The sequence below is a fragment of the Anabaena sp. UHCC 0187 genome (assembly GCF_009712035.1).
GTDB lineage: Bacteria > Cyanobacteriota > Cyanobacteriia > Cyanobacteriales > Nostocaceae > Dolichospermum.
Genome location: NZ_VILB01000013.1, coordinates 228,126 through 241,182 on the forward strand (window position 1 = coordinate 228,126; position 13,057 = coordinate 241,182).

13 protein-coding genes and 1 pseudogene are annotated in these 13,057 nt (G+C 37.3%); 8 read left to right on the forward strand and 6 right to left on the reverse strand.

What is annotated here, in order from left to right:
• The first annotated feature begins 13 nt into the window (after positions 1 to 13).
• From FJR11_RS13950 to rpsU, 3 genes are all read left to right on the forward strand, one after another.
• Positions 14 to 868, forward strand: a complete 855-nt coding sequence (locus FJR11_RS13950; RefSeq protein WP_168504634.1) for a 3'(2'),5'-bisphosphate nucleotidase CysQ — start codon at positions 14 to 16, stop codon at positions 866 to 868.
• 204 nt (positions 869 to 1,072) lie between these two features.
• Entirely contained in the window at positions 1,073 to 1,396 is a 324-nt protein-coding gene (locus FJR11_RS13955) for an RNA-binding protein (RefSeq protein ID WP_168504636.1), read from the forward strand.
• A 122-nt stretch (positions 1,397 to 1,518) separates the two neighbouring features.
• Positions 1,519 to 1,716: a 30S ribosomal protein S21 gene (rpsU, locus tag FJR11_RS13960; RefSeq protein WP_015078697.1), complete on the forward strand. Its 198-nt coding sequence runs from the start codon at positions 1,519 to 1,521 to the stop codon at positions 1,714 to 1,716.
• 159 nt (positions 1,717 to 1,875) lie between these two features.
• Here rpsU and FJR11_RS13965 read toward each other — a convergent pair whose 3' ends face one another.
• The 3 genes from FJR11_RS13965 to FJR11_RS13975 all read right to left on the reverse strand — a co-directional run bounded on the left by FJR11_RS13965 (position 1,876) and on the right by FJR11_RS13975 (position 4,292).
• Positions 1,876 to 2,763 carry a hypothetical protein gene (locus FJR11_RS13965; RefSeq protein WP_168504638.1) on the reverse strand — a complete coding sequence of 296 codons (888 nt, stop codon included), beginning with the start codon at positions 2,761 to 2,763 and terminating at the stop codon, positions 1,876 to 1,878.
• A 233-nt stretch (positions 2,764 to 2,996) separates the two neighbouring features.
• Positions 2,997 to 3,506 (reverse strand): hypothetical protein, encoded by a 510-nt coding sequence (locus tag FJR11_RS13970; protein ID WP_168504640.1) that lies wholly within the window; start codon positions 3,504 to 3,506, stop codon positions 2,997 to 2,999.
• Between the two features lie 138 nt (positions 3,507 to 3,644).
• Entirely contained in the window at positions 3,645 to 4,292 is a 648-nt protein-coding gene (locus tag FJR11_RS13975; RefSeq protein WP_168504642.1) for a class I SAM-dependent methyltransferase, read from the reverse strand.
• Positions 4,293 to 4,358: 66 nt separating this feature from the next.
• On the opposite strand from FJR11_RS13975, the gene FJR11_RS13980 reads away from it, so the two are divergent.
• Both FJR11_RS13980 and FJR11_RS13985 read left to right on the forward strand, forming a co-directional pair.
• Positions 4,359 to 6,014, forward strand: coding sequence for a glycosyltransferase family 39 protein (locus FJR11_RS13980; RefSeq protein WP_168504644.1), 1,656 nt, complete (start codon positions 4,359 to 4,361; stop codon positions 6,012 to 6,014).
• A 152-nt stretch (positions 6,015 to 6,166) separates the two neighbouring features.
• Positions 6,167 to 7,051, forward strand: coding sequence for a hypothetical protein (locus FJR11_RS13985; protein WP_168504646.1), 885 nt, complete (start codon positions 6,167 to 6,169; stop codon positions 7,049 to 7,051).
• Between the two features lie 3 nt (positions 7,052 to 7,054).
• Here the strand turns inward: FJR11_RS13985 and FJR11_RS13990 are convergent, their stop codons facing one another.
• Complete coding sequence (locus FJR11_RS13990) at positions 7,055 to 8,140, reverse strand: ABC transporter ATP-binding protein (RefSeq protein ID WP_168504648.1); 1,086 nt, start codon at positions 8,138 to 8,140, stop codon at positions 7,055 to 7,057.
• A 61-nt stretch (positions 8,141 to 8,201) separates the two neighbouring features.
• Positions 8,202 to 8,915 (reverse strand): GUN4 domain-containing protein, encoded by a 714-nt coding sequence (locus FJR11_RS13995; RefSeq protein WP_168504650.1) that lies wholly within the window; start codon positions 8,913 to 8,915, stop codon positions 8,202 to 8,204.
• Positions 8,916 to 9,216: 301 nt separating this feature from the next.
• Between FJR11_RS13995 and FJR11_RS14000 the strand changes: the two genes are divergently transcribed.
• The gene (locus FJR11_RS14000; RefSeq protein WP_168504652.1) at positions 9,217 to 10,638 is read left to right on the forward strand and encodes an NADP-dependent isocitrate dehydrogenase; all 1,422 of its coding nucleotides are present in this window, start codon (positions 9,217 to 9,219) and stop codon (positions 10,636 to 10,638) included.
• 68 nt (positions 10,639 to 10,706) lie between these two features.
• Here FJR11_RS14000 and FJR11_RS14005 read toward each other — a convergent pair.
• Positions 10,707 to 10,790: pseudogene (locus tag FJR11_RS14005) on the reverse strand (1,4-dihydroxy-2-naphthoyl-CoA synthase); the annotation flags it as partial.
• 378 nt (positions 10,791 to 11,168) lie between these two features.
• Between FJR11_RS14005 and FJR11_RS14010 the strand changes: the two are divergent.
• Entirely contained in the window at positions 11,169 to 12,284 is a 1,116-nt protein-coding gene (locus FJR11_RS14010; RefSeq protein ID WP_168504654.1) for a DUF262 domain-containing protein, read from the forward strand.
• Positions 12,281 to 12,946 (forward strand): MAE_28990/MAE_18760 family HEPN-like nuclease, encoded by a 666-nt coding sequence (locus tag FJR11_RS14015; protein ID WP_168504656.1) that lies wholly within the window; start codon positions 12,281 to 12,283, stop codon positions 12,944 to 12,946. Before FJR11_RS14010 ends, FJR11_RS14015 begins: the two co-directional genes overlap by 4 nt.
• The last annotated feature ends 111 nt before the right edge of the window (positions 12,947 to 13,057 follow it).

Sequence of the window (13,057 nt, forward strand, 5' to 3'; positions counted from 1 at the left end):
ATTAGTCGAATTTATGAAACACTTACCAGAAATATTAACAATTGCGCGAGAAGTTGGTTGGGGTGCAGCCAGTCTACTCAGTTCTTATTATCACGGTACTGCCGCCGCACCAAATTTAGATATCAAGTATAAGGACAATGAACCCATTACAGTTGCAGATTTAGCTGTAAGTGAATATATCTTGTCACAGCTACAAGCAGCGTTGGGCAATCAAGACTTTGGTTATATCAGCGAAGAAACTTATAAATCTCAACAGGGAAAAAATCCCTCTGAATGGGTATGGATCATTGATCCTATAGATGGGACAAGAGACTTTATCAACAAAACTGGAGAATATGCCATTCACATTGCCTTAGTACAAGGAACACAGACAATGTTAGCCGTGGTGGCAGTTCCAGAAACACAAAAATTATATTATGCGACAAGAGGCAATGGAACTTTTGTGGAAACTTCTACTGGTTCTGTGCCTGTGCGAGTTAACTCCAATAAAAATATCCAAGATCTAATTTTGGTGGTTAGTCGCTCACACCGCAACGATAGGTTAGAATATCTATTACAGCACTTGCCCTGTCAAAATCAAAAAGCAATTGGTAGCGTCGGTTGCAAAATTGCGGCGATAGTTGAACAGCAAGCAGATGTTTATATTTCCCTGTCTGGTAAATCCGCACCTAAAGATTGGGATATGGCTGCTCCCGAACTAATTCTGACGGAAGCAGGTGGCAAATTTACTCATTTTGACTGCACGCCATTAAAATACAACACCGGCGACATTCATCAATGGGGAGAGTTACTCGCAAGTAATTATCAGAATCATGAGTTACTGTGTCAAGAAGCACAAAGCATTCTTGCCCAGTTTACTTCCCACTAAAACGGTATTGAGCAGGGAGATTCCCCTCGCAATGCTTAGGTTTTTATTGGGAAATTTTGCCTATTATGGGTTAATATTCTCATGTGATGCTATACTTGGGGATATAAAGATTATTTTCGGTTGAGTAAGTCGTTTTAAGATTTTTTTAAATACGTCCCTCCGAATCTAACTCTCTACACTCTCTGATTTGGGAGACCCTCTTCTATGTCGATTTACGTTGGTAATTTGTCCTATCAGGTAACAGAAGCAGACCTGAAACAGGCTTTTGCAGAGTACGGAACAGTGGGTCGTGTGCAGCTACCTACAGACCGGGAAACTGGTCGTCCACGGGGGTTTGCCTTTGTGGAAATGGAATCAGAAGCGGACGAAACCAAAGCCATTGAAGCACTTGATGGTGCTGAATGGATGGGTCGTGATCTGCGCGTAAACAAAGCTAAACCCAAGGAAGACAGAGGTTCTGGTTCTTCGCGCGGTGGTGGTAGCAGTTGGGGCAATCGCGGTGGCGGTGAAGATCGCAACCGTTATTAAGTCTGTTTAAAAAAATTAACATCTAGAGTATCCAGCAGATACAGCCCCAGGTGAAATGCTGCTGGAATGTTTTATTTTTGCTCTAGTTCTCAAATATTGATTCAAAATACGGAGGAATACGAATGACACAAGTGGTTTTGGGCGAAAATGAAGGTATTGAATCAGCACTGCGAAGATTTAAGCGGGAAGTTTCCAAGGCGGGAATTTTCCAAGATATGCGGAAAAAGCGTCACTTTGAGACACCTTTAGAAAAAGAAAAGCGTAAAGCCATCGCTAGACACAAGCAACGTCGTCAACAACGTTCTCGCTTCAAAAGATAAATTTTAGTCATGTCGGCTAACACAGGAAATCCTGACAGGATTTCCTTTTAAGTAAAACAGATTACTTAAATAGCAATACCATGAAGTACAATTTATTCAGTGATTAGGGGCGGGTTGATCCTGCCCCTAAGTTGTTTTTACACAATTAATAATTAATTGCTAGATTTCAGCTATTGCCCGTTCAATTAAGCGTTTTGCTAAAGTCTGCGTTCCTGTGTGTTCATAGTAATTTGTAGACACATCTAAGAATGCGGCTACATAGTCCAACTTATCATCAGCAAAGTCGAGAAAGCCTTTGCAATGTCCTAAGACTGATTGGGCTGTTAAAGCATTAGCTGTAACAATACCATTCATCCAGCCTTTAACTCCATCTAAACTTTCGCCAATAAAGTCAATTTTACCACCAACACCATTACCAGGAATTGTATCTTGGATGGTTCTAAAAGTTGGGTTTTGTTGTAACTCTTGGGGGTTCATTTGACTCATCATTGATAACGATTTATCAATAAAATCAGGTCCGAGAGGAATTAAACCATCAACACAAATTAAAGCCACCATGCGGATCAGTGATTCGCCACCATACTCACCTAAAGCACCAACAAAATCACCAATGCTGTCCCCAGGAATGCCATTAATTTGACAAAAGGCGACTAATTCAGCAACTATTTTTAAGGTGAGATCAATAGTTTGAGCTTTGTCAGGTTTGGGAGTCAGAGAGTTTAAAAAACCGAACAGGGGAATTGTTTCCCCAATTTTGTTAGCTAAAGCGGCTGCACCTAAAACTTTATCTGTACCATCAACAGTTTGATACAGCCAGAGGGCGGTTTGATAGCCTTGAGATTTGTCGTTAAATAGGTAAATGGCTCGTTCGCCAATTTGTTGAATTAAGTCTTCGTCATCTTCACCAGTAACGGTTTTAATGGTATTCACGAAACCAACAGTATTTTGCCATTCACCAGGAGCAACAAAATCTAAAGCGTTCAACATGGAAACAGTCAAGTTACTGCTAGGAAGTTCATCAACTAACTGCTGAATTGGTTTATTCACAAAAGTCTCCTTATCTATGTTTTGTATTAACGTCAGTTACTAGTTAGCAAATAGGTAAAACTTTTCCCAATTATCAATTACTAATTACTAGTACACAACGGCGTAAATCAACCAACCATTAAAAATTCCTATAAAGCCTATGTAATCTGCTTTTTTAATTTTTAATTATTAATTTTTAATTCCGCCCTGCGGTACTAGCCTAAACTAGATAACTAGAAATATGGGTTAGCTACCTATTTCAACTTTGCTAAACCATCAAGATTAAACTTCTCTATCCATGCTGCGCGATCGCTGGCTGTGAATAATGGATCTTTAGAAATAACCTTCACTTGGTACTTATTCACCAAAACCGAAGTTTGAGTTTTACCAAGTTTTACTGAGGGATAACCGCCTATTTTCTCCGTGCTGTTGGCAAATTTTGATGCTGTTGCTGGTGTGCTACTAGTATCAGAAATAGCCAATTGAGCAACTACTTTGCCAGCTTTTTTCAAGTTTGCTTCTGAAAAGCCTTTTTTCTCTTGAGTATAGACTCGACTATAGCCGTCTCCGTCACTGGGGAAAAATTGATTTAATTTACTACCCTGAGTCGCATTTTTAACTACAGCCTGGCCACTTTTTTGCTTGGTACTTTCCTGTTGTACCTGATCAAAACGACTAGGTGCTTTTGTAGAACAGGCTGTAGTTAGGATGACAACTGATAGTAATAAAGCAGCTAAAACTCTCGATCCACGATTTTTCACCATTTTTGGCTTCTCCTTGATACTTGAGCTTGTGACGCAATTATCAACTATTTTGTCACGAACAAACTAGAAAATTTACTTTTAAATAATGATTGGAGGTATTGATAATCACAAATGTTTTGGTATTTTTGGATGACAATACTAGGTCAGACGATGGGCTATGACTGCATACAAGGGATCTCCTCCTGGTACTCCCAGCCATTGGAAGAAATTTGGGGCTGTTGACTTTGAGCAAATGACTTCTGGAGTTGTGAATCCCGGTACTGAGGTAAAATAACCCTTGACCAATTCTACTCTAAAAGCTTCCGAACCATCTCGCCAAGCTTGAATGGCTTTTTGGAAAAACATCCGGTTGGAAAAACTGATAATTGCTATGCCACCAGGTTTCAGAATCCGGTGTATTTCTGAAAATATGGCCTCTGGGTATTGGATATATTGCACAGAAACACAGTTAATAACAGCATCAAAGTTTTGATCTGGGAAAGGTAACTGGGGATTTGTGTTGATATTTTGGACAAAATAATGATTTAATTGAGGGTTTCGGGCTAATTCCTCGGCGTTGAGTCCATGTCCTTCCACATGAGCAAAATCTATATCCTTGGGTAGATGCGACACCCAGCTACTCATCATATCAAAAATACGCATATCTGGTTGCAGTCGCTGACGATATAAATCAGTTAACTGTTGAATAAAGCCTTCATCTACATGAGTAACAAAGCGGGGGTAATTGTAAAATAATTGATCATCTGAGTCATCTAACTTAATACGTTGATTTGGTTGAAGTAGCATAAACGTCTTATTTGGTAGATTGGATGATTTTGGCTAGTTTTTTCATTGATGAGTTAGTATTCATAAATGTTTTTTAAATCACCTGTAATTATCACTATTTTACAATTAATTCGACTATTTTGGCAATATCCCTATTGCAAATTATTGATTTGGCTACTCCCTTTATTGCTATTTACTTCTGGGGAAACCAGTCTCATGGCTCATGATGAAACACTTTATGCTTTGAGAGCCAGAAAAATATTTGAAACTGGTGACTGGGTATCTCCTTGGGGCAATGCTCATCATAAAACCCCTGGTTTTTATTGGTTAATTGCTATTTTTTATCAGCTATTTGGTGTTAGTGATACTACGGCCAGAATGCCTACAATGATTGCTGGTATTTTGAGTATATTTGTTATTTATAAAGTTGGAAAAATTCTCCTATCTCAAAGATTAGCATTTCTGGCGATTATTATTTTAAGTGTACAATTTCTCTGGGTACAATATTGTCGTTTAGCCACCCCAGATTTACCAACTATATTATTAGTATTTATCGCAATTTTCTCTTTACTAAAATCTGACATTAATCCTCAAAAACGCCATTTTTATGGTTTCATAGTGGGGTTAAGTTTTGGCTTAGGATTTTTGATGAGAAGCTTGATGATTTTTTTACCAATGATGGCATTATTACCTTATTTAATTATAGATCATCGCCGTCATCGTCATTTAACTAACCCTATGTTGTATTTAGGGTTTTTAGTTGGTTTAATTCCTAGCTTAATCTGGCTTTATTTTAGTTGGTTGCGTTATGGTAGCGATAGTATTGGGGCTTTATTGGGATTTGTGATTGAACTAGGTAGTCATGAACAACATCAAAATGGCATTCTATTTTATCTGTGGAATCTACCTTTAAAATCTTTCCCTTGGTTCTTTTTCAGTTTATTAGGTTTAGGATTAGTAATTCGTCGTTCAACTTCTAACTATCCATTAATATTAATCGGGTTTCCCATTATCTTATTTGCTGAATTGAGTCTATTTTCTACGCGTTTATCTCATTATAGTCTTTGCATTTATCCATTTATCGCTTTTTTAGCTGCGGTGGGTTTAGATTGGTTAGGAAAAATTTATCAAAAAGGATTTGCAGATCAATCTTTATCGCGTCAAATTGTCTATTTACCCAGAAATATTAGTTATGCTTGGGGGATATTAGGCATAATTTTAGTTTTAGCAGGAATAGGTATTTTAGTTTGGGGTGAGGTAGATATTCACAAATATGCAACTTTAATCATATTTTCTGGTTTTGGTAGCTTGATTGTGCCATTAATTTGGATAGGTAATTTTCATTATCACCACAAGTTTCTTACTTCTGGTTATTGGCTAGGTGGGTTATTAATTAGCTGTTGGTTATCTGTAGCTACAGCAGGTGGTTTAGGTTTATTAGGTGATTTTAACCCAAAATTTAGAGTATTTTATCAACAAAAATCAATTACAGAAATTTTACAGAATCATCCTATTAATTTTGTCAAAGGAACAGGGTTTAATGATAAAGAATCTCTGTTAATTGACTTTTATACTCCTCAATATGGTAAAAGTGTGGATTCAGTTTCTCAGTTACCTGTTTTTAGTTATGCTTGGATTTATCAACAAAGTTCTGTTGGTTTACCAATCCATTATCGGGTTATTGGTAGTTTTCAGGATTATCAATTAATTCAGGTTTTATCTAGAAATAATTCTGATATGTGAATATACAGCAGATTGCATATCAATGAGGTACAGAATCTAAATTTAAAGCCATACACCAAGCCAGTTTTACTCCTGACTCCTGACTCCTGAATTCTGATGTAATGAGGTTTATGTTAAAATATAGGTATATTCTCAACTATTGTAATTTCTCCATGAAAAAATTAATTCCCACAATTTCTCTAATTCTTAGCTGTATATCTCTAATAAGTTGCGGTAGCACACCAAAGGATATCGTTAAGGAAGATTCGAGTAATACTAGAGAACAAAGTCAACCGGAAACTTCTCCAGTCGCGGTAAAGGAAAAAGAGGATCAAGAAGAGTCTTCTCCAGAATCAGAAACTCAGGAAAATGAAAATAATAAAGGAAAGAATCAAAAACTTGTTCGTAAAAATCTAGATGACAATAAAAACACTCGGAAAAATGCCAGTAAACAACCAAAAGTAGGAATAGTTAAGGAGTTAGTGAATGGTGATTTAATGTGTTACGTTACTTTAGTAGATAAGAAGGGAATTGAACACAATGTTGGTGCGAGTTTTGAAATTTGCGCGGAGGAAGGGAAATTTTTAAATAAAAAAGTCCGCGCTGTTTATCAAATAGAATCAGTTAGTGATTGTCAAAGTGCTGAACCTTGTGGGAAAACTCGCAAAGAATCTATTATCACGAAAATGGAGGTTGTGAGTGAAGATACAGAAAAAAAATCACCAAGCGGTAATTCTAAAAGTAGTAATTCCCAAACTTTAAGTAATGGTGAATGGACTATTAATCTCAGTAATACTAACTCTTGGAATGGGGTTAATGGTACAGGAAATGTCAGTTATAAAGGATGTGATACTAATGGTAAATGTGTTAATTTGACAGGTGGTAAAGTCTCCTGTCGAGATGGTAAATGTCTGACAGGTTGGAAAAATGGAGATTATATCTATATTTTAGAACAACCTATTACTGAAGATGGCAATTCTGCTGCTACTTTAATAGTGAGAAAAAATTCTACTGAAATCTTGAACGCTACAGGATTTAAAGCTGTATCTGGTAATTAAGTTTTATGACAAGGGAAAAATTCTTTCACCACTATTAGAGTTAAATACAAATAATTGATTTAAGTCTAATTGTAAATTCAAGTTTTCTCCTGGATGTAATCGCACATTTCCCCCAATTTGCACATTGATAAAACTTGAAGAACCAGGTAAATTCACCCGAATTAGAGTTTCTCTTCCCAGCGGTTCTACAACCTTAACCTCTACAGTTAATCCTCCCGAATTTTCGGCAATATTGATATGTTCAGGACGAATTCCTAAATGATAATTTTCTCCAGAAATTAACTTTAATTTCTGTGAAAAATTGGCAGGAATTGCTAATCTCTGTCCACTAATATCAAAAGTATCACCTTTGTAAATACTATGCAGAATATTCATGGGTGGATTACCTAAGAAACTTGCTACCATTTCATTAGCAGGTAAAGCATAAATAGTTTGAGGATCACCAATTTGTTGAATTTTTCCTTGATTGAGAACAACAATTTTATCAGCTAAAGTCATGGCTTCAACTTGATCATGGGTGACGTAAATTGTCGTGATTCCCAATTCTTGATGTAACTGTTTTAATTCTGCTCTAGTATTATCTCGTAATTGAGCATCTAAATTAGATAAAGGTTCGTCAAGTAAAAATAATTGGGCTTGACGGGCTATTGCTCTTCCTAATGCTACACGTTGTTGTTGTCCCCCAGATAACTGTTTGGGTTTACGATCTAAAAGATGATCTAGTGCGAGGGATGTTGCTACAGTTAATACTCGTTGTTTAATAGTGCTGGGATCAACTTTTCGCATTTGTAAGCCAAAGGCGATGTTTTCCGCTACCGTCATGTGTGGATATAAGGCGTAGTTTTGAAATACCATCGCTATATCCCGTTGTCTGGCTGGGATATCATTAACTAAGCGATCGCCTATATATAAATTACCAGATGTGGCAGTTTCTAAACCAGCAATAGTTCGCAAAATTGTGGATTTACCGCAACCAGAAGGCCCAACTAAAACCCAAAACTCACCATCGGGAATTTCAAAGCTAATATCCTCAATAGCGGTGACATTGTTGAATTTACGCTTAATATTTTCGAGCAGGACTTTTGCCATTTTTCATAATAGGTAAAAATTCTTATCAGTCCCTAGTCCCTAGCCCCCAGCCCCTAGTCCCCTAACTCCAAGCAGGATGACACAATAAAGAAGACATCACCCGCACCCCACGCAATTGATTAGAGAGGGGTAGATGACCTCTAGGGGCGCTTAAATCCCAGGTGAACCCGTTAGGGTATCTTGTCCAGTTATTACCATTCTTCCAGTCAATTTTCGGCCACAAGTTGACCCAATTTTTACTTAAACCTAACCAAATTTCGCGCTGTACGGAAAAGCCAAATTTACCTTCTGAGTGGACTACCCAGAGTTGATTAATGGTGCGTAAGTCCTGAATTGGGAAATTTTCTACTTCTGTAAAGTACAGCCATTTTCTTTTTACTGCTTGGGGACCTGCCGCTTCACACATCTTCTGAATTGTCAAGAGATCCGCAGCTTGAAAATCTTGATCTGCAAGTAGCTTTTGCAAAGAATTGTAACTGATCCCACAGTCCGATTTTAGAGGTACAATTCCTTCAGGAAAGTTAGTTTGGAGAAATTCCTGACTTGTTGGTGCATCGGTATTGTAAATGACTTGGTAGACTTTGCCATCAATCCAAGTTGCTGGGTTGTCACGACGTTTCAGCAAAAATTCCTTTAACACATCTAACCCATCATTACCCAAGTCAGCTAACTGCGGGATGATTTGTTGTTGGACTTTTTCGGACCCAGCGATTAACTTTTGGCGGAGGGAGTCGAGATCATTTGTAGTGCCTGATACAATCATTGGGTCTGTCATGCCATTACTCGTGTTAGCGTGAGCGTGAATAAACTATCTATTACTATCGGTTATTCTACAAAATGAAAGACGAATAGCGAAAAGTAGTTTACAGGAATCTTGGGTAAATTTAGAAAGCCCCTGAGTGTGGATCTGAAAAAATGACTCACGGCGGCTTTAGCGAAATCCTAGCCCACAATACTTTATCAGGTAAGGAGTTACAGAATCCAGGAGTTGCAGAAATTATGACTCCTAACTCCTGTACGGACGGGGAAACCCCGCCCCTACTTGGTGAAATTCTTCTATTTGGAATTTGTAAATTATGTACGAAAAGATTACTCCTCCTACCACCGGCGCGAAAATTACCTTCAAAAATGGTGAACCGGTTGTTCCTGAAAATCCCATTATCCCTTTTATTCGCGGTGACGGTACGGGGATAGATATTTGGCCAGCGACGGAAAAGGTGCTTGATGCGGCGATCGCTAAAGCATACAAAGGTAAAAGGAAAATTAGCTGGTTTAGGGTTTATGCTGGTGATGAAGCCTGTGAGCTATACGGCACATATCAGTATTTACCCCAGGATACATTGACGGCTATTAAAGAATATGGCATAGCTATTAAGGGTCCTTTGACTACTCCCGTTGGTGGCGGGATTCGGTCTTTAAATGTGGCATTACGCCAAATCTTTGATCTTTATACCTGCGTGCGTCCTTGTCGTTATTACGCTGGGACTCCTTCTCCCCACAAAACTCCTGAAAAACTCGATGTCATTGTTTATCGGGAAAATACGGAAGATATTTATTTGGGCATTGAGTGGAAGCAAGGTAGTGAAATCGGCGATCGCCTGATAAAATTCTTAAACGAGGAATTGATACCCGCTACCCCAGAACACGGTAAAAAGCAAATTCCTTTAGATGCTGGTATCGGCATCAAACCCATCAGCAAAACCGGTTCTCAGCGGCTTGTGCGTCGCGCTATCAAACAGGCGTTGGTATTGCCCAAAAATAAGCAACAAGTCACCTTGGTGCATAAAGGCAATATCATGAAGTACACCGAAGGCGCTTTCCGGGATTGGGGTTATGAATTAGCCACAACGGAATTCCGTCAAGAAACTGTGACAGAACGGGAATCTTGGATTTTGGGTAATAAGGAGAAAAACCCCAATATCTCCTTGGAAGAAAATGCCCATGAAATTGATCCTGGTTTTGATTCTTTGACTCCAGAGAAAAAAGCGCAAATTGTTAAAGAAGTAGAAACAGTTCTGAATACAATTTGGGAAAGCCACGGAAACGGCCAATGGAAAGAGAAAATCATGGTCAATGATCGCATTGCTGATAGTATCTTTCAACAAATCCAAACTCGCCCAGATGAGTATTCTATTCTGGCGACAATGAACCTCAACGGCGATTATTTATCTGATGCTGCTGCTGCTATCGTCGGCGGTTTAGGCATGGGTCCAGGGGCAAATATTGGCGATTCCTGCGCCATTTTTGAAGCTACTCATGGGACAGCACCAAAACACGCCGGTTTAGACAGAATTAACCCCGGTTCGGTGATTCTTTCCGGTGTGATGATGCTGGAATATATGGGTTGGCAAGAAGCCGCAGATTTAGTTAAAAAAGGATTAGGTGCAGCCATAGCAAATGGCCAAGTTACCTATGACTTAGCGCGGTTAATGGAACCACCTGTAAAACCTTTAAAGTGTTCTGAATTTGCTGACGCAATCATCAAACATTTCGGTTAATTTCAGGTATTTAGATCCCCGACTGAGAAGTCGGGGATCTGATTCTCTAGGGGTTTTCCCGTAAGATGGTTAATGGTGATTTTGGCGATACCGTCGGTTTTTTGATAGATGATTTCTTCGTAGGTTTTGACGGTTTTCCAGTCGGTTTGCATGGTTGTACAGTGGGTTTATTATGCTTGAAAATTTTATTGCGGACTTGGGGTGATGCGATCGCTATGGTATCTCCAGCCTTTACAATTTGGTAATTATCTGTCAGGCTATCTTTTGCTATGGTCTGTAAATGCGTTTTTATGTTCGTAAATGAAACTGATTATGTAATTGATAATTGCAGTAATATAATATTCTGTTCATGACTTATAATTCAAGGAGGTTGGAATGAGAAAAGCCGGTATCACCCCTCGTTAAAAGTTGGATTTTACTGAGTTAAAATCAACTAAAACCTAATTGTAAAACCCTGACAAGATTAAACATTTACAGCTTGTAAAAGCTGGCTTTCTAGATTTTACCTTTTTTAAAATTGGAGTAATAACATGGGACTTCAGGAAGAAATTGACAAAATGAGACCAGAGATCCGATCTGATCACTATTCAATGTCTATTGGGGAATGGATCAGTCTATATGAAGATGAATCAATTAATTTACATCCTGAGTTTCAAAGCTTTTTTCGCTGGACTTCTAGCCAAAAAACAAGGTTAATAGAATCTATTTTGCTGGGTATACCTATTCCACCAATTTTTGTGGCTCAACGTGAAGATGGAGCTTGGGATATTGTAGATGGTCTTAACAGATTATCTACGATCTATGAATTGATTGGAAAATTAAAAGATGAACATAATAACTGTGTTGCACCATTAATTCTTGAAGGTACTAAATATTTGCCAAATCTAGCAGGTAAAAAGTGGGAAGATAATGATAATCCTCAAAACTCTCTAACACAAAATCAGCGTCTTTTAATAAAAAGAGCTAAAATTGATGTGACTATTATTCTTGAAGAAAGCGATGATAATGCAAAATATGAGTTATTTCAAAGATTAAACACTGGAGGATCAATAGCTACTGTACAGGAGGTAAGAAATTGCATTCTTGTAATGAATAATCAGAAAATGTTTCATTGGATGAAAAAATTAAGTCAAAGTGAAATTTTTAAAGATTGTGTAGGACTAAGTGAAAAATCAATTGCAGAACAATATGATATGGAACTATTATTAAAATTTTTAGTTTTTAGGAATTTGGAAGCAGATGAAATAAAAAATATAAGCACTAATTTCAATGAATTTTTAACAGATAAAATGATTGAACTTTCAGAAAATCCATATTTTGATTATTCAGAAGCAGAAATGGCATTTAATAAGACATTTGAAATTTTAAATGAACAAATGGGTATTGATAGTTTTCGTAGATATTCTCCCACGAAAGACAAGTTTTTAGGAGGATTTTTAGTATCAGCTTATGAATTTATTGCGTTAGGTATTGGTTACAACTACAAAATTTTATCTAATTCATCTATAAATGTAAGAGAAAAAGTTAAGCAATTTTGGATAGACCCTGAAAATCCAATTGTGTCGAGTCAAGGGTGGTCAAATGCAAATACACAGCGAAGAATCACAAGATTAATCCCCCTTGGTCATAAACTATTTCAGCCATGAAAATACGTACCGTAGAAGAGCTTAGTGATAAGCTAGACAAAGAACTTGCATGGCGAAAAATAGAGCTTTCAGCATTGAAAAGTTTAATTGATTCAAAATCTTTTGCATCAGGAAAACGAAAAGCATTACTTCGCAGTGGAATCACTATGCTTTATGCTCACTGGGAAGGATTTGTGAAAGAAGCAGCTAATAGCTACTTAGAATTTGTTGCTATGCAAAAACTACCTTATAATCAACTAGCAAATAATTTTATAGCCTTAGCAATGAAAGATAGATTAGATGAAGCTAAGGAAACAGAAAAAGCAACTATATATAATGAAGTTGCAGAATTTTTTATGACTAAATTAAATGAGCGCAGTGTGATAAAATATGAATTTAGAATAGCTACGTCTAATTTATCATCATCAGTTTTTAAAGAAATAATATGTATGATTGGTTTAGATTATTCATTCTATAAATCAAAGGAAGTATTAATAGATGAAAAATTGTTAGGGAAAAGGAATATTATAGCTCATGGTAATTATCTGGATATAGATGAAAAAGATTACGATGAATTGCATAGAATAGTAATAGAAATGATGGATACGCTCAGAAACCAAATAGATAACGCTGCTGCAACAAAAGAATATTGTTGTCAAAGTCCATCTAATACATCATCATAAAATTTTTCAATACTTAATTTCCTATTAAATCGGGTTTGCTAAAGCAAGGGGAAAGACAAGAAAGATTAGCATTCATTAGGGTAGAACAAAAAAAGGTGAGCTTTGCAGCCC

Bases quoted from the DNA above. Each gene is read 5' to 3' on its own strand.
- FJR11_RS13955 (WP_168504636.1), top strand. From the start codon at position 1,073: ATGTCGATTTACGTTGGTAATTTGTCCTATCAGGTAACAGAAGCAGAC.
- FJR11_RS13950 (WP_168504634.1), top strand. From the start codon at position 14: ATGAAACACTTACCAGAAATATTAACAATTGCGCGAGAAGTTGGTTGG.
- FJR11_RS13975 (WP_168504642.1), bottom strand. From the start codon at position 4,292: ATGCTACTTCAACCAAATCAACGTATTAAGTTAGATGACTCAGATGAT.
- FJR11_RS13995 (WP_168504650.1), bottom strand. From the start codon at position 8,915: ATGACAGACCCAATGATTGTATCAGGCACTACAAATGATCTCGACTCC.
- FJR11_RS13985 (WP_168504646.1), top strand. From the start codon at position 6,167: ATGAAAAAATTAATTCCCACAATTTCTCTAATTCTTAGCTGTATATCT.
- FJR11_RS14010 (WP_168504654.1), top strand. From the start codon at position 11,169: ATGGGACTTCAGGAAGAAATTGACAAAATGAGACCAGAGATCCGATCT.
- FJR11_RS13970 (WP_168504640.1), bottom strand. From the start codon at position 3,506: ATGGTGAAAAATCGTGGATCGAGAGTTTTAGCTGCTTTATTACTATCA.
- FJR11_RS13990 (WP_168504648.1), bottom strand. From the start codon at position 8,140: ATGGCAAAAGTCCTGCTCGAAAATATTAAGCGTAAATTCAACAATGTC.
- rpsU (WP_015078697.1), top strand. From the start codon at position 1,519: ATGACACAAGTGGTTTTGGGCGAAAATGAAGGTATTGAATCAGCACTG.
- FJR11_RS13980 (WP_168504644.1), top strand. From the start codon at position 4,359: ATGTTTTTTAAATCACCTGTAATTATCACTATTTTACAATTAATTCGA.
- FJR11_RS14000 (WP_168504652.1), top strand. From the start codon at position 9,217: ATGTACGAAAAGATTACTCCTCCTACCACCGGCGCGAAAATTACCTTC.
- FJR11_RS14015 (WP_168504656.1), top strand. From the start codon at position 12,281: ATGAAAATACGTACCGTAGAAGAGCTTAGTGATAAGCTAGACAAAGAA.